The sequence below is a fragment of the Pseudomonas sp. PSE1(2024) genome (genome assembly GCF_050990555.1).
GTDB lineage: Bacteria > Pseudomonadota > Gammaproteobacteria > Pseudomonadales > Pseudomonadaceae > Aquipseudomonas > Aquipseudomonas aphyarum.
Map to the genome: position 1 here is coordinate 874,669 of NZ_CP158967.1, position 18,510 is coordinate 893,178.

Below are 18,510 nucleotides of genomic sequence, written 5' to 3' on the forward strand. Positions count from 1 at the left end.
GGGAGGGATGGTTTTCGGTTTAGCAAAAAAATGGCGAGCACACCGCACTCGCCACCTCCCGCATCAATCAGTCGGCACGACCTTGTCCAGCGCACGGTTAACGGCCATTTCGGCGATCATCACGATCTGGGCGATGCCTTGCAGGGTCTTGCGGTGGCTGCCCTCGACCAGCGCAACATGATTGTTGAGCATGACGGTGGCGGAGCCGAGGGATTCGCTGGCGTCTACCAGCAGGGATTCGGTGTCGGCTTCGGGGTGAGCCTGATAGAGGGTGTTGGGTTTGTAGGGCGCGGCCATGATGTGGGCGCTGAGTGGGCCCAGGTGATAATCGAGGGCGCGTTCGGCGGCTTCGTTGAAGCGTTTCGAGCCGGGGCATTCGTACGGGGATGCCGGATCCGGGATGATTGTGGGGTCGGTGAGCGGTGGGTTTGGCGTTACCTTGAACATGGTGACTAACCTCTTGGTTGAGGCCGCACCTTTTCGCCGCTAAGCAAAAGGGTGGCAGCTGTGCGCAAGTTAGCGGACCGGTAGTCACCTTAAACCCGGCGCACCCGAAGGTGCCATGCGCACAGCCACCATCAAGTGCAGGCGAGTGCCTGACTGGATTCGACATGTGCAACCGTAAAGCGACTACCCGAGCCGCTAAGCTCGATCACTGGAAATCAGTGACGCAATCAAATTACGCAGCCAGCCCAAGGCGCACAAGCCGGCGGATTCTGGCGTAGCCGTAGGCAACGGCGCAAGGTTTTGTGGGCTTCGGGACGTATCACCGAGTGTCCTTAAACACCCATCGCCAACCGTGTGTAATTACGTTTCAGAACGCGTCATCTACTTCCTGAAGTTGGCAATTTAAGGACAAAAAAGAAGGGCAGCTTTTCAGCTGCCCTTCTTTGTACATCGGCTTTCGTGTGCAGGGTTTACACGCGGAAATGACTCACCATCTGCTGCAACTGCCCACCCAATCGCGCCAGTTCAACGCTGGACTTGGCGGTCTCATCACTCGCCGCAGCAGTCTGCTCCGACACGTCGCGGACGTTGATGATGCTGCGGCTGATTTCTTCGGCCACGGCGCTTTGCTGTTCGGCGGCTGCGGCGATCTGCTGGTTCATCGACTGGATGTTCGACACCGTGCGGGTGATGTTTTCCAGGGAGTCGCCGGCCTTGCGGGTCAGGGCGACGCTGCTGTCGGTCAGGGCGCGGCTGTTGTTCATCACGGCCGAGACTTGCTGAGTGCCGTTCTGCAGACCGGCCACCAGGCCTTCGATTTCCTCGGTGGATTTCTGCGTGCGCTGGGCCAGGCCACGGACTTCGTCGGCGACCACGGCAAAACCGCGACCGGCTTCACCGGCACGGGCGGCTTCGATGGCGGCGTTGAGGGCCAGCAGGTTGGTCTGTTCGGCCACGGCCTTGATCACGTCCATGACGCTGCCGATCTTGTCGCTTTCCTGTTGCAGCACGCTCATGGCTTCGGTGGAACGCACCACTTCGCTGGCCAGACGCTCGATCTGGGCGATGGCTTCGTTCACCACTTTGTCGCCTTCGCGGGCTTCGCCGTCAGCGGCAGCTGCGGCTTGCGAGGCTTCTTCGGCGTTGCGCGCGACTTCCTGCACGGTGGCGGTCATCTCGTGCATCGCGGTGGCGACCTGATCGGTCTCGACCTTCTGGCTGTTCACGCCGGCGCTGGTCTGCTCGGTCACGGCCGACAGTTCTTCGGCGGCGCTGGCGATCTGGGTCACGCCGTCGCGGATGCCGCTGATCAGGTCACGCAGGGTCACGCCCATGCGCGCGATGCCTTGTTGCAGCACGCCGAGTTCGTCGCGGCGGGTGACGATCACGTTGTGGCTCAGGTCGCCGCTGGCGATGCGGTCGACCACGGCCATGGTTTCCTGCAGCGGACGGGTGATCTGACGGGTGATGATGAACGCGGCGATGACACCCACCAGCAAGGCCAGCAGGGTGCTGATCAGTTGCAGGGTGCGGGCCTGGGCGCTTTCGATGTCACGACGGTCGAGCTGGATCTGATACAGCTGCTCGCTCAGGGTCACGATGGTCGCGCCCTGATCGGTCATTTCCTTGCGCGCCTGCACCGCATCGGTGTTGGCGTTCTTGAAGGCCTGCAAGGCGCTGCGGTAGTTGGTCAGCGCGGTTTCCAGCTGACGCAGGGCGTCCTGCTGCGAACTGGCGAAATGCACGTTCAGCTGCTTGAGGCTGGCGATGGCCACGTCCAGTTGGCCGACGGCTTTCTGCTCGGTCTCGGCATTGGTAGTAGCGGTGTAGCCGCGTACTTCGTAACGCGCCAGGATGAAGGCTTCCTTGGCGGCGGTGATGGCCTGGAACTGCTCGAAACGCTGCTCGCTCATGTCCATCTGCTGGACGCGGGCGCTGATCGATTCGATCAGGTTGTACGCGGTCTCGGCATTGGCGGCCATGGTGTCGCGCGCCGTGTTGCCGGTGCGGTAGGCGTTACGCATCTTGTTCAGGGACGTCTGGTACTCGGTGATGGTCGCCGCCTGCTCCTTGAGCAGTTTGACGTTTTCCGGGCTCTTGAATTTGCCGATCAGCGCTTGCTGTTGTGCGGCGAAACCGTCGAGGGTGGTCTGCACGTTCTGCGCGGCGGTTTCGTCGCCGTTGGTCAGCATGTATTGCAGGCGCACCACGCGCAGTTTGGTCAGGCCAGCGTTGAGCTGGGTGATGTCGCTCATCCAGTTGCTGCGATCAATCAGGCCGCCCAGGCTGGTCCAGCCGGTGAGCGCCAGGATGCAGGTCAGGGCCAGGACGAGGCCGAATCCGAGCCCCAGTTTCAGGTTAACGCTGATGTTGCCGAACCAGCTATTCATCACAAATCCTCCAGAAAACGTTGTGCGTCTTGATCGTCGGTCAGGCTGGAAGATTGTTGTTTTTTTGAGCCAGCAAGGGTGTAAGCAGGACTGTATCGGCCGCAAATCCGATAGCTGAAAGGATTTTGTCCTACGCAATTTGTAACAAGCGCCCCCAAGACTTTTTTCACATGGGTTTCACTGCCTGCCCACGCCGTGCTCTTTAACCTCGCCGCATCGAATGACAAGTGATGGCGGCTTTTTGTGGAATTGCGACTGAGTCTGTTCGGCGTCAAGCGCTCGATTGATCTGAGCGGTCTGGCCCGTTTTCGAAACACCTGGGTGGTCTTGGCAGCGTCGGCGCTGGTGATTCCGCTGACCCTCTGGCTGCTCGCCCCGGCGGCGGTGCCTGACCTTGCCCACGGCAATGTGGCCGGGGCGCAGGCGCTGAAGGAGGGCTGGAACAAAGGCGAAATCATCGTGCTGGTACGCCACGTCGAGCGCTGCGACCACTCGAAAGCGGCGTGCCTGAGCGGTCACGATGGCATCACCGATCGCTCGCGCAGTGTCGCGGTGAGCGTCGGCGCGCAGTTCGAGCAGTTGGGCCTGGACAAGGCCGATGTTTACAACAGCCCGATGATGCGCACCGTGCAGACCGCCGGCTACATGTTCAACAAGGCAGCGACCGGTGAAGACTGGTTGATCAGTTGCAAGGGCCGGATGCTGCAGGACGCGCTCGCGCACAAAGTCCCGGGACGCAACCTGATTCTGGTGACCCACAGCGAATGCATGGCGCAGCTGGAAAAAGACCTCAAGGTGCCGGCCTCGACCCTCGGCTACGGCGCATCGCTGTTTGTTTCCGCCGCCAGCCCGGCGGCCCCACAGATGCTCGGCTTCATTGAAGCCTCCGACTGGCGCACGGTGACCACCCGATGAAATCCCGCTTTTATGCTTACAACTTCGGCATCCCGCTGCTGTGTACTGCGCTGGTGTTCCTGATGTTCGACATGACCCGTATCGACATCGCGTTCAGCAATCTGCTGTTCGATCCGCTGAGCCAATCGTTCCCGCTCGACAAGATTCACTTCTTCGAAAAACTGACCCACAAGTGGGCGCGGATCATTCCGAACTGGACGGCGGAAATTGCCTTGATCGGCGCCATGCTGTCGTTTGTCTGGCCGCTGGTGAAACCGCAAAAGCATCCGCGTCTGGGCGGTTTTCTCGAGCGCTGCAAAGTCGCCCCGGTGCTGCGCTTTGCCGCCGAGCACCGTAGAGATTTTCTGTTTGTGGTGGTGGCTTTCGCGGTCTGCACCGGGGTGATCCATTTCCTCAAGGCACACACCAGCGTCTACTGCCCGATCGAGACCACGCTGTACGGCGGAAAGATGCCGCACATCGAGTGGTACAACAATTTCCAGCTGTTCCACGAAGCGGGTGAAGGGCGTTGCTGGCCGGGCGGCCATGCTTCCGGGGGCTTCACCATGCTGGCGCTGTATTTCGTGGCGCGTCGTTATCAATGGCGCTTCTCCAGCGCATTGCTGTGGGGCTCGCTGCTGCTCGGTTTTGTCTACGGCACTACGCGAGTCCTACAGGGCTGGCATTACATGTCCCACACGTTCTGGGCCGGGATCTTCGTGTGGCTGGCGTGTTTGCTGACGGCGCTGGCGTTCTACGGGCGGGCTCGTCTGGAATTGCCGGTGTTGAGCAAGCGTGAACGGAAGGTGTTAGCTGCACAGCCTGAGGTTTCTCTCTGAGTCTCTCGCCGCTGAAATGAAAAACCCGCCATCACCGGCGGGTTTTTGTTTGCGCTGTCGTGGCTTCAATAGCCCACGAAGTAATACGCCTGGCGCCCGACCATCATGGTCTTGTGGACTTTCAGCGGGGCGGCGGGTTCGCTGTCTCCCGAGATCACGGCGATGTTCGATGGCGAGGCGCTGAGGAAGTCCTTCAATTGCGCATCGGTGTCCAGGCCCTTGAGGACGCTCCGGGTATAGAACACGCTGGCGCCGCCGACCCGCTCGTTGGCTTGAAACAGTGCGACCTGATTGCCGCTCGCCTGCAAGGATTGGATGTGCTCGGTCAGCGGCAGGAACGACAGGTGTTTATCGGCGTTCGGCAGTGCCCATTGCGCGGCGCCAAGGTAGCTGGCGATCACCACCGTCAGTATCCCCGCCACCACTGTCTGACGATGACGGGCGATTCGTCCGACAAAACCACTCTTGTGATCCTTCAACTTGTCGAACAGCACGTTTGCGTATTCCGCTGCGATCACTGCCGCTGCGGGTGTCATCGACATCAGGTAAACCGTGCGTTTGCTAGAAGCCAGGGTCAGCAGGAGGAACTGCGCAATGATCCACAGGCTGAAAAACAGCAGGTAACGGTTGGCCTTCAGTTCCTTGCGAAAATGCCACAGGCCCAGATAGACCAGAATGTTCCAAGGCAAGAACGCCTGCGGCAGCTTGGCGAGGTAGTAGTAGAACGGCTCGTAGTGGCCGGCTTCGACGAACGATCCGCTGAAACGCCCGACGCTGTTGGTCAGCAAGACTTCTCTGACTGCCTGGGCGCCGCCGTGCTGATAAAGCACCGCGAGCCAGATCATCAGCGGGATCAGGCCGAGCGCTGTCAACAAACCGGGCCGCAACCACTCGCTCAGTTTGAAGCGCCTGTCCATCAGATTGTCGGCCAGCAGATAAGCGAAAATCACCACCCCCGGCATCGCCAGACCGAGCACGCCTTTGCTCAGCGTGGCGATGGCTATCCCGGCGACGAACAGCAACGAATTGGCTGGAGTCGGTGCTCGCTGCGCCTGGAAGAACGCTAACAGCGCCGTGGTCACGCCGAGGGCGAGCAACGCATCCTCGCCGACGCCACGCACGTTGCTCCAGTAACTGGCCATGGTCGCCAGCAGAATCCCTGCCGTCCAGGCGATGGTCTTCGGGCGTTCGAAGCGGCGCAACATTGCGTACAGCAGCATCACGCTGAGCAACCCGGCCACCGCCGACGCCAATCGCACCGCCCAAGGTGAGACGCCAAAAACGCGCATGGCGCCGGCGTCCAGCCACAGGCTCAGGGGCGGTTTTTCCAGGAAGGGTTCGCCGAACAGGCGCGGTGTCACCCAGTCGTTGTCCAGGTGCATTTCCATCGCAATGCCCGCAACCCGGGCCTCGGTGGAGCCTTGCAGTTGATGGTTGCCAAGGGCGAAAAAGAACAGCAGGGCGGCAAGCAGAAGCAGGGAAGAGGCGGCACGCGACATGGGTTCAGGCAACCGGAAGTGAGCGGAAACCCGAGCTTACGCGGCCAATCCTTAATAATTTGTGAACGTCAGGACAGCGGTCGTGACCAGCGTTGCTCCGGCGTTTCGAAACGCGGATTGACCCGCGCCGTCAGCACATGATCCTGCCAGCGCCCGGCAATGTTCAGGTACGCCTTGGCATAGCCTTCACGTTCAAACCCGAGGCGCTCCAACAATCGTTCGCTGCGTTCATTGCCGGGAATGTAGTTGGCCATGATCCGGTGCAGGTTCTGGGTCTCGAACATATAGGCGATAGCCGCCTCCAGCGCTTCCTGCATCAAGCCCTTGCCCTGATTCGCCTCGTCGATGTGATAACCCAGATAACACGCCTGAAACGCACCGCGGATGATCCCGCTGAAATTGCAGGCGCCGATCATTTGCTCGCCGTCGGGGGTCAGCAACGCCATATGCACCGCGAGCCCGGCTTCGAAGGCGCTGGCCTGTATTTCAAGGCGTCGGCGGATCTGTTCGGTGGAGAAATAGTCGGTGGTGCGAATCGGTGACCACGGTGCGAGATGGCGCAGGTTGCGTTGATAGAAATCGCTTTCCAGAGGCGCTTGATCCGGGTCGAGTACCGCGAGCGTCAGGCGTTGACAGGGGAGGGTCAGCAGCGGCATCGGGTGCTCCGGAGGCAGGGAATGATTGACAGAATTGTCCGGCCGGACGGAAAACACAACTGGATCGCCGCCCGTAGAACACTATAAATTTCCCTGATTCACTTCACATCCGGTTATGAGGTTCGTCGTTCAAGGAGGACATGATGGAATGGGCATTCAAGGCGGGGGAGCAGTCGCTGCGACTGATACCGGCGGATCCGGCGTTTTACTCGTTGTTTCAGCAGGCGCTGAACGCCAGCTACCCGGATCATTCGGAATTTCTACCCTGGCCGCGTGAATACACCAACGCGGAGCAGGCGCTCGAATTCCTGCTAAAGGCCCGAAAAGAGTTCAACAGTGAAACCGGCGAGCGACGATGGCTGATCGTGACCGAGGACGGGCAAGCGCTGATCGGTTGCATCGGACTCAAGCCCCGCTCGCGCAACCGCTACGTCGTGGGCTATTGGGCCAACACCGAGCAATCGGGCAAGGGCTACATGCGCGCCGCCCTCACGCATCTGCTCAACAACCTTCCTGAATTCACCTTTTACCTGACGGCGTCCTCTGCCAATGCGCGAAGCCGGCGTCTGGCCGAGGCTGTCGGGTTTGTGTTGATCAGGATCCACCCAGGGGCCCGGCAATCGGAACGGCACGGTGAGCAAGACACCTGCGTCTACCGCCTGCCGGGCAAAACGCAGGCGAAAAAAAGCCCGCAGGAGCGCGGGCGAACCGTAGTTTCTTGAATGAGCGAGGCCAATGTACACGGCCATCACCGCCGCCGGGGTGAAGAAAAGTTCATGTCGATGAACGACTTGCGTCATCGACGGGCAGTCGATTTTCAGTGCACGACAGGCGCCGTCGTACGGGGCACCAGATTCACTGGATCAAGGTTCTCCACGGCGCGATTGACCAGCATTTCGGTCATGATCGACAGCTGCCGGATCGCCAGCAAGCGGCTGCGCTGAGAGCCTGTGAAATCATCGGCGATGTTCGCCGTCATCATGTTGAGCGCCGCCAGGGTTTCACAGGCATGGGTCAGCAGAGTGGCCGTGTCCACGTCGGTGCGCACGGAGAAAATCTCGTTGAACGGCAGGGTGCGACGCGGCTTTCTCACGTATTCCTGAGGCTGGGCAAGCACAGCCGGTTCTTTCGATTCGGTTTCGTGAGACGGTGTTTGATCAGGCAGGCTTCGGGTGTCTTTTTTCATGACGAGGCTCCATGGTTTCAGGCTCCCGGCGAATTCCTTTGGTAAACCATCTGCCGGGTTGCAGCGGAGCGCGAAGACTAGCGTTTGGAAGCATCTTGAACCAGTTCATGAAAGTCGACGCGGGTTGCGGGAAATTTCCTAGGACGGTGGGTGGGCGGAACTGCAGATGCGACAATGCCCGCACTGGGAGGGTCTTGTCGTTTGAGAGTTGGTGGGACGGGGTAATTTGAAAAAATTCGGTATCTATATTTTTACTAGTTAATCATTTATTGGTAAATATTCTTGGGTACTAGGTGAAATGCTGGGTGGTCTGGCTTTCGATGGACTGCGATTTTTTAACTTCTTCCCCAAAAAGGAATCGGGATCGAATCTATCAAGCAAAAGATCGTGCTGTTGGTTTGCCCCTGCGCGTACGATGTCCCCACACGCATGCACATTCAATGTTGCGATACGTATGTCCACCTCTGCGATCTGCCCCTAGCTCGATCAGCAGGCACCTTGGCCAAGTAAGCTTTCAGTCAGCTTCAACGCAGAAGGGGAGCAGCTTTTCGCAGGAGCCTTCAGATGTGCGGTGTCGGTGACGTCTTGGGATTTATCGTTAAAACGAAGATCGACACCAACAATGATCTTGAGAAAGTTTCATTTGGATTAACTCGCCCAGGTTTGCGACGTGCAAAAAACTGGGGCTGAGTACGAAATATCGAGCAACCCCCACCCAACCTCATAGGGCAGATCCTCACACTGGCAGTGGAAAAAGCAAGAGAAGCGGTTTCGGCATTCATCCACACGGCAGGCGGTTTCACTGTGTCATCAAGCCGCGAAAGTCAGCGTGTTTTTGTGGGTATGCTATTGATTGTAGGGGGTAAAGAAGGCCTACGGCAGTATATCTAATTGAAGGGAGCACATAGAATGAGCGTCCTTGTGCCAACGTCGGCTCGACACGCACATAACACGATTCAGGTCAGGTCCGAATGCTTTGGAAAGATCATGAAAACCGTATGAAACAGGATAAGCAGTATGACCAGTACCCAACAACGTAACGCCCTACAACGTCAGATCTGGGCCATCGCCAATGACGTGCGTGGCGCCGTCGATGGCTGGGACTTCAAGCAGTACGTGCTTGGCACCCTGTTCTACCGTTTCATCAGCGAGAACTTCGTTGACTACATTACCGGCGGCGACAGCGCGGTTGATTACGCGGTGATGGAGGATGATGACCCGCTGATCGCCTCCGCCAAAGATGACGCCATCAGGACCAAAGGCTATTTTATTGCCCCCAGCCAGCTGTTCAGCAACGTGGTCGCCAAGGCCAGCAGCAACGACAGCTTGAATACCGATCTGGCGCGCATCTTTGCCGCTATTGAGAGCTCGGCCAACGGCTACGCCTCCGAGCAGGACATCAAGGGCCTGTTCGCCGATTTCGATACCACCAGCAACCGCCTAGGCAATACCGTCGCCGACAAGAACAAGCGCTTGGCGGACGTGCTCAAGGGCGTGAGCAAGCTGGAGTTCGGCAGCTTCGATGCCAGTCACATCGACCTGTTCGGCGACGCCTACGAGTTCCTCATCTCCAACTATGCGGCCAATGCCGGCAAATCCGGCGGCGAATTCTTTACCCCGCAGCATGTGTCCAAGCTGATCGCCCAGTTGGCGATGCACAAGCAGACCAGCGTCAACAAAATCTACGACCCGGCGTGCGGCTCCGGCTCGCTGCTGCTGCAGGCGAAAAAGCATTTCGACGCCCATGTCATTGAGGATGGGTTCTTCGGCCAAGAGGTGAACCATACCACCTACAACCTGGCGCGGATGAACATGTTTCTGCACAACATCAACTATGACAAGTTCAACATCCAGCTCGGCGACACGCTGCGCGCTCCGCACTTCGGGGACGACAAACCCTTCGACGCCATCGTCTCCAATCCGCCGTATTCGGTGAAGTGGATCGGCGACGACGACCCGACGTTGATCAATGACGACCGTTTTGCCCCAGCGGGCGTGCTGGCGCCCAAGTCCAAAGCCGACTTCGCCTTTGTGCTGCATGCTTTGAGTTACCTGTCTGGCAGGGGGCGCGCGGCCATCGTCTGCTTCCCCGGCATTTTCTACCGGCGCGGCGCTGAACAGAAGATCCGCCAATACCTGTTGGACAACAACTATGTGGAAACGGTGATCTCGCTAGCGCCCAACCTGTTCTTCGGCACCACCATCGCCGTGAACATTCTGGTGCTGGCGAGAAACAAGACCGACACCACAACCCAGTTCATCGACGCCAGCGCGCTTTTCAAGAAGGGCACCAATAATAACTTGCTGGAAGACGCGCATATCGAGCGCATCATGCAGGTGTTCGATAGCAAAGAGAATGTCGATCACTTCGCGCAGTCGGTGCCGTTGGAAAAGGTGGCCGCCAACGATTACAACCTGTCGGTTAGTAGTTATGTGGAAGCTAGGGACACTCGTGAAGTGGTGAGCATTGCCCAGCTCAATTTAGAGCTGAAAAAGACAGTCGCCCGGATTGCTCAGCTTCGGTCTGAGATTGATGCAATCGTCGCAGAGATCGAAGGTGAGGAGGCTGAGGCATGAGTAACATTAGTTTCATGGACAGCCTGTTGGATGGGGTGGCAGTGGAGTGGAAGGCGCTGAGCGAGCTCGGCGAGTTAGTTCGCGGTAGCGGCTTGCAAAAAAAGGATTTCACCGAAAAAGGTGTGCCAGCTATCCACTATGGCCAGATCTACACTCATTACGGTTTGTCCACGTCTAAAACAAAATCGTTTGTATCACCTGATTTGGCTAGGCAATTAAGAAAAGTCAATCAGGGGGATGTGGTAATTACCAATACAAGCGAGAACCTTAAGGATGTGGGGAAGGCTCTTGTTTATCTTGGAGAGCAACAGGCTGTAACAGGAGGCCACGCAACCATCTTGAGGCCTGGCAGTTGCTTGCTCGGTAAATACTTTGCCTATTTCACCCAGACGAGCGAGTTTTTTGGTGAGAAAAGAAAGTACGCAAAGGGAACAAAAGTAATCGACGTATCTGCCACTGATATGGCAAAGATTCGGATTCCCATTCCCTGCCCAGACAATCCCAAAAAATCGTTAGAAATCCAGTCCGAAATCGTGCGTATGCTCGACACCTTCACTGAGCTTACCTCCGAGCTTACCGCCGAGCTAACCGCCGAGCTTAGCATTCGCGAAAAGCAATACAACTACTACTGTAACCGGTTGTTGAGTTTTGAAGAGCAAGAGTTGGAGTGGAAGACGCTTGAGATGATCACAACAAGCATTGCTTCGGGACGAAATAAGGTTCGAACTACCGAGGGCGCTGTTCCAGTCTATGGATCTACAGGCCTGATCGGCTTTACAAATGAAGCAGCCTACTCGGGCAATGTGCTTCTTGTTGCTCGCGTCGGCGCAAATGCTGGGCGAGTTAACGCAGTCGTCGGTAGTTTTGACGTGTCTGATAACACGCTAATAGTTCGACCCAATGAGGCGTGGAACGTACGCTTTGCTTTTCATCAGTTAGCGCACATGAACTTGAACCAATACGCGGTAGGTGCTGGGCAGCCGCTGGTGACGGGCGGCCTCCTAAAGAGCTTGAAAGTCCAACTTCCGCCAATGAGTGAACAAGAGCGCATTGCCACAGTTCTGGACAAGTTAGATACTCTCACCAACTCTATCAGCGAAGTTCTGCCCCGCGAGGCCGCGCTCCGACAGAAGCAATACGAGTACTATCGCGACCTGCTGCTGGGCTTCCCAAAACCGGAAGAGATTACAGCTTAATATGAATAACACGCTGACCGAGATTGCCCAGCAACTGAAAGACGCCAACGGGAAGGTGCAACTGATCTACGCCTTCAACGGTACGGGCAAGACGCGCCTGTCGCGTGAGTTCAAGCAACTTATTGCGCCTAAGACCGATGGCGTAGTGGGCGATGAGGAAGTAGGCGAGCCTGAACTATCACGCAACAAGATTCTCTATTACAACGCCTTCACCGAAGACCTGTTCTATTGGGATAACGATCTGGTGGGTGATGCCGAGTACAAATTGAGGATTCAGCCCAATTCTTATACCAGTTGGCTGCTGACGCTACTCAAGGATCTGGGGCAAGATGGAAATATCATTCATTATTTTCAGCGTTATGCGAACGACAAGCTAACGCCGCATTTCAGCGCTGATTTTGATGAAGTCACCTTCTCCCTAGAGCGCGGTAACGAGGAGCATTCCCCTCATATAAAGCTTTCCAAAGGCGAAGAGAGCAATTTTATTTGGAGTGTTTTCTACACCTTGCTGGATCAGGCGGTAACGATTTTAAATCTTGCCGAGCCGGGCGAGCGCGAGACTGGCGCCTTTGATCAGCTGGAGTATGTCTTCATTGACGACCCCGTCAGCTCCCTCGATGAAAACCATTTGATTGAGCTGGCAGTCAATCTGGCCAGTCTGATCAAATCAAGTCAGTCCAATCTGAAGTTCATCGTTTCGACGCACAACCCACTGTTCTATAATGTGCTCTTTAATGAACTGAATGGCAAGACCTGTTACATGCTGGAGCGGTTTGAAGACGGCAGCTTTGTGCTTACTGAGAAACGCGGCGACTCCAACAAGAGCTTTTCCTATCACCTGCACCTGAAGCAAACCATTGAGCAGGCGATTGCTGAAAACAAGGTTGAACGGTTTCATTTCACCTTGCTGCGTAACCTCTACGAGAAAACAGCCAGCTTTCTTGGCCACCCAAAGTGGTCCGACCTTTTGCCTGATGACAAGCAGCTTTATTTGAGCAGAGTTCTCAATTTCACCAGCCACAGCACGCTATCGAATGAAGCGATCGCCGAGCCAACGCCCGCAGAGAAAGCGATGGTCAAACTGTTACTCGACCACTTGAATAGCAGCCATCGATACTGGCAACAGGAACAACAAAATGCTTGAGTACAGCAAGGTCATCGCTGAATCTAACAACTTCATCGTCCTGGATAAATACGCCAAGGAATGGAAAGTTGCCGAGAGCTACCAGAGTGAAGGCGATCTGGAGCGCGAGTTCATCCAGGATCTGGTCAATCAGGGCTATGAGCATTCCACCGGGCTGAAGACGATGCCGGCGCTGATGGCCAATGTGCGCACGCAGTTGCAGGCGCTGAACAGAGTCGAATTTTCCGAGGCCGAATGGGAGCGCTTCGTGGAAAGCTGGTTGGACAAACCCAGTGACAACATCCTCGACAAGACCCGCAAGGTTCACGATGACCATGTACATGACTTCGTGTTCGATGACGGGCGCATCCAGAATATTTACCTGCTGGACAAGAAGAACCTGGCCCGCAATAAGATGCAGGTTATCAAGCAGTTCGAGCAGGCGGGCAGCCACGCCAACCGCTATGACGTGACGATTCTGGTCAATGGCCTGCCGTTGGTGCAGGTGGAGCTGAAGAAGCGTGGCGTGGCGATCCGCGAAGCCTTCAATCAGGTGCACCGCTACAGCAAGGAGAGCTTCAACACCGCGCATTCGCTGTTCCGGTATCTGCAGCTGTTCGTGATCTCCAATGGCACCGATACGCGCTACTTCGCCAACACCACCCAGCGCAACAAGCATAGTTTTGACTTCACCATGAACTGGGCGCAGGCGGACAACAGCCCGATTAAAGATCTGAAGGATTTTACCGCGACCTTCTTCCAGAAGCGCACCCTGCTCGATGTACTACTCACCTATTCGGTGTTCGACGTCAGCAACACCCTGCTAGTGATGCGCCCGTACCAGATTGCCGCTACCGAGCGCATCCTATGGAAGATCCGCAGTGCCTGGCAGGCCAAGCGCTGGAACAGCGCTGAGGGCGGCGGTTTTATTTGGCACACTACCGGCTCAGGCAAGACGCTGACCAGCTTCAAGGCTGCGCGTTTGGCCACCGAGCTGGAGTTCATCGACAAAGTGTTCTTCGTTGTGGATCGCAAGGATCTGGATTACCAGACCATGAAAGAGTACCAGCGTTTTTCACCCGACAGTGTCAATGGCTCAGAGAGCACGGCGGGCCTCAAGCGCAACCTGGATAAGGACGACAACAAGATCATCGTCACAACCATCCAGAAGCTTAACAACCTGATGAAGAGCGAAGGCGACCTGCCGGTGTTCCACCAGCAGGTGGTGTTCATCTTCGACGAGTGCCACCGCAGCCAGTTTGGCGAGGCGCAGAAGAATTTGAAGAGGAAGTTCAAGCGCTTCTATCAGTTCGGCTTCACAGGCACGCCGATCTTCCCAAAAAATGCACTGGGCGCCGATACAACCGCCAGCGTGTTTGGCCGCGAGCTGCATTCCTATGTAATCACAGATGCCATCCGTGACGAGAAGGTGCTCAAGTTCAAGGTTGACTACAACGATGTCCGTCCACAGTTCAAGGCTCTGGAAACCGAGCAGGACGAGAAGAAGCTCAGCGCCGCAGAGAACCGCCAGGCTTTGCTCCACCCCACGCGCATCCGAGAAATCTCGCAGTATCTGCTCACTCATTTTCGCCAGAAGACCCATCGTGTACAGGGAGCAAACAGGGGCTTCAATGCCATGTTCGCGGTGAGCAGCGTCGATGCCGCCAAGGCGTACTACGAGACACTGCAAAAGCTGCAGGAAGGCAGCGACAAGCCGCTGCGCATCGCAACCATCTTCTCCTTCGCCCCCAATGAAGAACAGGACGCCATTGGTGACATCGTCGATGAGAGCTTCGAAGTGTCGGCGATGGACAGCACCGCTAAAGAGTTCCTGAGCGCGGCGATTGCTGACTACAACGCGCTTTTTAAAAGTAGTTTTGGCGTGGACAGCAAGGGTTTCCAGAACTACTACCGCGACCTGGCCAAGCGCGTGAAGGAACAGGAAATCGACCTGCTAATTGTGGTCGGCATGTTCCTGACCGGCTTCGATGCGCCAACGCTCAACACGCTGTTCGTCGACAAAAACCTGCGCTATCACGGCCTGATCCAGGCCTATTCACGCACCAATCGTATCTTCGACGCCACCAAGACTTTCGGCAATATAATCACCTTCCGCGATCTGGAGCAGGCTACGGTCGATGCCATCACGTTGTTCGGCGACAAGAACACGCGCAACGTAGTGCTGGAAAAAAGTTACAAGGAGTACATGGAGGGCTTCACCGACACGCTGACCGGCGAGGCGCGGCGTGGCTTCATGGATGTGGTTGCGGAGCTGGAGCAACGTTTTCCCGACCCGGCCAACATCATCAAGGAATCGGAGAAGAAAGACTTCGCCAAGTTGTTTGGTGAGTACCTACGTGTGGAAAGTGTGCTGCAGAACTACGACGAGTTTGCGGCGCTGAAGGCGCTGCAAACGGTCGATATTAGCGACCCTCAGGCCGTGGAAGCATTTAAGCTCGAACACCACCTGGATGACGAGAAGGTAGCCGAGCTGCAGACCATCCGCCTACCTGCCGAGCGTAAGGTGCAGGACTATCGCTCCACCTACAATGACATCCGCGATTGGCTGAGGCGCGAGAAAGCGGGCAACGAAGCAAGCGAGTCCACTATCGATTGGGACGATGTGGTTTTCGAAGTGGACCTGCTCAAGTCTCAGGAAATCAATCTGGATTACATCCTTGAGCTCATCTTCGAGAAGAATAAGAAGGTCAAGGACAAGGCGGTGCTGGTCGAGGAGATGCGCCGGGTAATTCGAGCTAGCCTGGGCAACCGAGCCAAAGAAAGCCTGGTGGTGGATTTCATCAACCAGACCGATTTGGATCGAATTGATGACAAGGCTAGCGTGATCGATGCTTTTTTCACTTTCGCCCAATCAGAGCAGCGGCGCGAGGCCCAAGAGCTGGTCAGCGATGAGGAGTTGAATGAAGTGGCGGCTAAGCGCTACATCGCCACTTCACTGAAGCGGGAGTTTGCTAGCGATAATGGAACTGAGCTCAGTTCCGTTTTGCCTAAGATGAGTCCACTTAATCCGGCTTACTTGGCAAAAAAACAAAGGGTCTTTCGCAAAGTTGCTATTTTTGTCGATAAATTCAAGGGGGTTGGAGGGCAAATTTAATGGGCGTCCTGTTAGGGTTGGCACCCATCCCTAAATTGGTTGTCAACAATTTCCGCAGCCGCCAGTGGCACGAAACCGTTGTGCGGATAAGGCCGTGGCCAGTTATGAGGTATCGACACCCATGTCCTGCTCAGTCAAAACCTTCTTCAGGCTACGAAACAGCTGCTCTATCGGTAGGGAGTAGCAGTTTTTTCGGTCTGCTCATGCTTTGGGTCATCCGATAGCGCCACAGTTGCTGGCGTAAATTACGCCTGCCGTATTGGCTTCCCTGATTGCTATGAAACAGGACGTCTCTTGGCCTGCGACGCATTTCAAAAGCCCTGTCGAGTGTTTGGATGACCAGATCGATATCGCCCAGCCCTGCATCCGTTTCCAGTGGCCCTTTGCCCAGATATAGGTGATGTCAGCGCACTAAGTCGTGTTCGGTGTTGCCACGGCGTACTGCTGATAGAGGAGGTCGGGAGTTCCGGGCATTCAGCCGGGGCTTTCTTACACACATGAGAACCAACTTCTGCTGATCAACCGCTGCTTCTTCATTAATCCTCTGATCTGGAAGTGTCCCACCTCGACGCCCTCATTCCGGAGCATGGCCACGATACTAAAACGACCGGCAGAGCTATGGCATTATCTGGCCGCTATAGTCGTGCTTTTCGTTCACACAAACGCCCACCATTGCTACAGTCTCACTTCGAATTCATGGAAATAACGAGTGTCAGCATGCCAGCGATGTGGATGATTCGAGGTGACGGCGGCCGTCTCTATGACGATTTCAGAGATCGCAATATGGCGGCGATTGGTTGGGCTCAACTAGCCCCTGAGGCCAAGCCAGGTGTTTCTCGGAAGGCGTTGATTCAGGCCTATAAAGACCTCCAGCCAGGGATTAAGGACGGGAGTGCCGTATCTGGTGCTTCACAGGTATTTCGTTTCGTTAACGAAATCAGCATTGGCGATACGGTCGTTACGTATTCTCCCGCGAACCGAACGTATCTGGTCGGTCGCTTCACTGGCGAATGCCAGCTTCGCCCAGATCTGGCGGATGATGGGATGTCTTTAACTCGGTCTGTTGAGTGGTTCCCAGAGGAAGTTGATCGCGACAAGCTAACTGGCGCGAGCAGAAACAGTCTGGGATCAACACTAACCGTATTTAATGTTGCAGAGGATGCTCAGAAGGAATTGCTGGCCCTCGCTACTGGTAAAAACGTCTCCGCTACGCCGAAAGATCTTATTGAAGACCCAGAGGCTCTGGAAGACCCGTTGAAAGATGTTCAAGAGATTGCCTTTGAGAGGATCAAGGACCAAATCAACAGTCTGGATTGGGCTGAAATGCAGGAGCTGGTAGCCGGGATTTTGCGAGCTATGGGTTACAAGACACTCGTATCCCCGGCCGGTGCTGACAGGGGGAAAGACATCATCGCTTCCCCTGATGGTTTTGGATTTGAACCGCCACGCATTGTTGTGGAGGTTAAACATCGAAATGCCCGGATGGGGAGTAGTGAGATTCGTAGCTTCTTGGGCGGTCGGCACAAGGATGATCGCGGGCTGTATGTCAGCACTGGCGGGTTCACCAAGGAGGCGCTTTATGAGGGAGAGAGGGCCCATGTCCATCTGACAATGTGGACGCTGGATGAACTGGCTCGCACTCTGATGGCCCATTACCCGGCTACTGATCCGGAGACCAAGCGATTGGTGCCGTTGAGCTATTTTTACATGCCTGCGTAAAAAGCCTCGTTGGCCGAAAAAGCAGGTGCTGATTTGAAGTTCCCAAATCAGCACCGAATCGCAGACACAAAAAAGACGTCCATGGACGTCTTTTTTGTCTATTTGGTGGAGCCGGGGGGATTTGAACCCCCGTCCGCCAGTACTCCGCTGTCGGTACTACATGCGTAGCCGTGTCTATTAAGTTAACCCTCAGCGACCCGACGGGCAGGGTGCTTTGGGCGAGTTGTGTAAGTTTTAGCCGCTTCGTCCACAACGTACTGCACGGCGATTCTGTTCTATATGACAATCATTTTGGGTTTACAGACATCCCCTGATGATTGCTGGACCCGAAGGTACCAGGAGTGCATGTCAGCTGCAATTAAGCAGCGAGAGCAGCACCGTATTGGTCGTCATTGGCAACTATAAGTAGTTGCAACAGTGGATTTACGACTTCTGTTACCAAGTCGGCATGCACCTAGAGTTTCGCAACCGGCGTCGAATCCTAAACGGCCCCGAGCCTGGTGCTCTGTGGATCTTGTGAGCAACAAGCCTGCGCAGTGTACGCCAAACGGCTCATAAGGCCAACCCGAAGGTTGGCCTGAGCTTCGATCAGTTGTTGGTTCCGCTGGTTTTGCGGATTTCCAGAATGGTTTGCTGGGTTTCAGCCACGCATTCGTCGATCTTGCCCTGGGCCTTGAGTGCCTGGGCTTTTTGCACACTGGCTTCTACCCGTTGATTCAGGTCGGGTGAGGCCATTGCCTGCGCCTTGGCGTTGTTGATGGTTTGCAGATTGGCATCGCACAGATCGGCGGGCTTGTCGGCGGCGAACGAAGCAGACGCCATCATCGAGGCAGTAACGAACAGACCTAACAGTACAGAACGTTTCATAT

Annotated in this window: 14 protein-coding genes, 1 other RNA gene and 1 pseudogene; 8 read left to right on the top strand and 8 right to left on the bottom strand. The window is 56.0% G+C overall.

Features of this window, described 5'->3' with window-relative positions; genetic code table 11:
* Positions 1–63: 63 nt before the first annotated feature.
* The 3 genes and pseudogenes from ABTV87_RS03765 to ABTV87_RS03775 all read right to left on the bottom strand — a co-directional run.
* On the bottom strand, positions 64–447 hold the full coding sequence (locus tag ABTV87_RS03765; RefSeq protein WP_007953801.1) for a DUF6124 family protein: 384 nt from the start codon (positions 445–447) through the stop codon (positions 64–66).
* Between the two features lie 470 nt (positions 448–917).
* Positions 918–1,781 carry a methyl-accepting chemotaxis protein gene (locus tag ABTV87_RS03770; protein WP_371321019.1) on the bottom strand — a complete coding sequence of 288 codons (864 nt, stop codon included), beginning with the start codon at positions 1,779–1,781 and terminating at the stop codon, positions 918–920.
* Positions 1,782–1,823: 42 nt separating this feature from the next.
* Positions 1,824–2,837, bottom strand: a pseudogene (locus tag ABTV87_RS03775) (methyl-accepting chemotaxis protein); the annotation flags it as partial.
* A gap of 243 nt (positions 2,838–3,080) precedes the next feature.
* Here ABTV87_RS03775 and ABTV87_RS03780 point away from each other — a divergent pair.
* Together ABTV87_RS03780 and ABTV87_RS03785 are read left to right on the top strand one after the other, a co-directional pair.
* Positions 3,081–3,752 carry a histidine phosphatase family protein gene (locus ABTV87_RS03780; RefSeq protein WP_433899020.1) on the top strand — a complete coding sequence of 224 codons (672 nt, stop codon included), beginning with the start codon at positions 3,081–3,083 and terminating at the stop codon, positions 3,750–3,752.
* Positions 3,749–4,570 carry a phosphatase PAP2 family protein gene (locus ABTV87_RS03785; protein WP_433899021.1) on the top strand — a complete coding sequence of 274 codons (822 nt, stop codon included), beginning with the start codon at positions 3,749–3,751 and terminating at the stop codon, positions 4,568–4,570. Before ABTV87_RS03780 ends, ABTV87_RS03785 begins: the two co-directional genes overlap by 4 nt.
* A gap of 65 nt (positions 4,571–4,635) precedes the next feature.
* Here ABTV87_RS03785 and ABTV87_RS03790 read toward each other — a convergent pair whose 3' ends face one another.
* Positions 4,636–6,069 carry an ArnT family glycosyltransferase gene (locus ABTV87_RS03790; protein ID WP_433899022.1) on the bottom strand — a complete coding sequence of 478 codons (1,434 nt, stop codon included), beginning with the start codon at positions 6,067–6,069 and terminating at the stop codon, positions 4,636–4,638.
* A gap of 68 nt (positions 6,070–6,137) precedes the next feature.
* Positions 6,138–6,725 carry a ribosomal protein S5-alanine N-acetyltransferase gene (gene rimJ, locus ABTV87_RS03795; RefSeq protein WP_433899023.1) on the bottom strand — a complete coding sequence of 196 codons (588 nt, stop codon included), beginning with the start codon at positions 6,723–6,725 and terminating at the stop codon, positions 6,138–6,140.
* A gap of 143 nt (positions 6,726–6,868) precedes the next feature.
* On the opposite strand from rimJ, the gene ABTV87_RS03800 reads away from it, so the two are divergent.
* Positions 6,869–7,447, top strand: coding sequence for a GNAT family N-acetyltransferase (locus tag ABTV87_RS03800; RefSeq protein WP_433899024.1), 579 nt, complete (start codon positions 6,869–6,871; stop codon positions 7,445–7,447).
* A gap of 95 nt (positions 7,448–7,542) precedes the next feature.
* On the opposite strand, the gene ABTV87_RS03805 is transcribed toward ABTV87_RS03800, so the two are convergent.
* Complete coding sequence (locus ABTV87_RS03805) at positions 7,543–7,911, bottom strand: DUF6124 family protein (RefSeq protein WP_240869913.1); 369 nt, start codon at positions 7,909–7,911, stop codon at positions 7,543–7,545.
* A gap of 1,017 nt (positions 7,912–8,928) precedes the next feature.
* Between ABTV87_RS03805 and ABTV87_RS03810 the strand changes: the two genes are divergently transcribed.
* The 5 genes from ABTV87_RS03810 (at position 8,929) to ABTV87_RS03830 (ending at position 17,641) form a co-directional block, all read left to right on the top strand.
* Complete coding sequence (locus ABTV87_RS03810) at positions 8,929–10,488, top strand: type I restriction-modification system subunit M (RefSeq protein WP_433899025.1); 1,560 nt, start codon at positions 8,929–8,931, stop codon at positions 10,486–10,488.
* Positions 10,485–11,684 (top strand): restriction endonuclease subunit S, encoded by a 1,200-nt coding sequence (locus ABTV87_RS03815; protein ID WP_433899026.1) that lies wholly within the window; start codon positions 10,485–10,487, stop codon positions 11,682–11,684. Before ABTV87_RS03810 ends, ABTV87_RS03815 begins: the two co-directional genes overlap by 4 nt.
* Position 11,685: 1 nt before the next feature.
* Positions 11,686–12,828 carry an AAA family ATPase gene (locus tag ABTV87_RS03820; RefSeq protein ID WP_240869920.1) on the top strand — a complete coding sequence of 381 codons (1,143 nt, stop codon included), beginning with the start codon at positions 11,686–11,688 and terminating at the stop codon, positions 12,826–12,828.
* Entirely contained in the window at positions 12,821–15,922 is a 3,102-nt protein-coding gene (locus ABTV87_RS03825; RefSeq protein ID WP_240869922.1) for a type I restriction endonuclease subunit R, read from the top strand. Before ABTV87_RS03820 ends, ABTV87_RS03825 begins: the two co-directional genes overlap by 8 nt.
* Before the next feature lie 717 nt (positions 15,923–16,639).
* Positions 16,640–17,641: a restriction endonuclease gene (locus ABTV87_RS03830; protein WP_240869924.1), complete on the top strand. Its 1,002-nt coding sequence runs from the start codon at positions 16,640–16,642 to the stop codon at positions 17,639–17,641.
* A 103-nt stretch (positions 17,642–17,744) separates the two neighbouring features.
* On the opposite strand, the gene ssrA is transcribed toward ABTV87_RS03830, so the two are convergent.
* Positions 17,745–18,134: a transfer-messenger RNA gene (gene ssrA / locus ABTV87_RS03835) on the bottom strand.
* A 95-nt stretch (positions 18,135–18,229) separates the two neighbouring features.
* The gene (locus tag ABTV87_RS03840; RefSeq protein ID WP_007953788.1) at positions 18,230–18,508 is read right to left on the bottom strand and encodes a hypothetical protein; all 279 of its coding nucleotides are present in this window, start codon (positions 18,506–18,508) and stop codon (positions 18,230–18,232) included.
* Positions 18,509–18,510 lie beyond the last annotated feature (2 nt).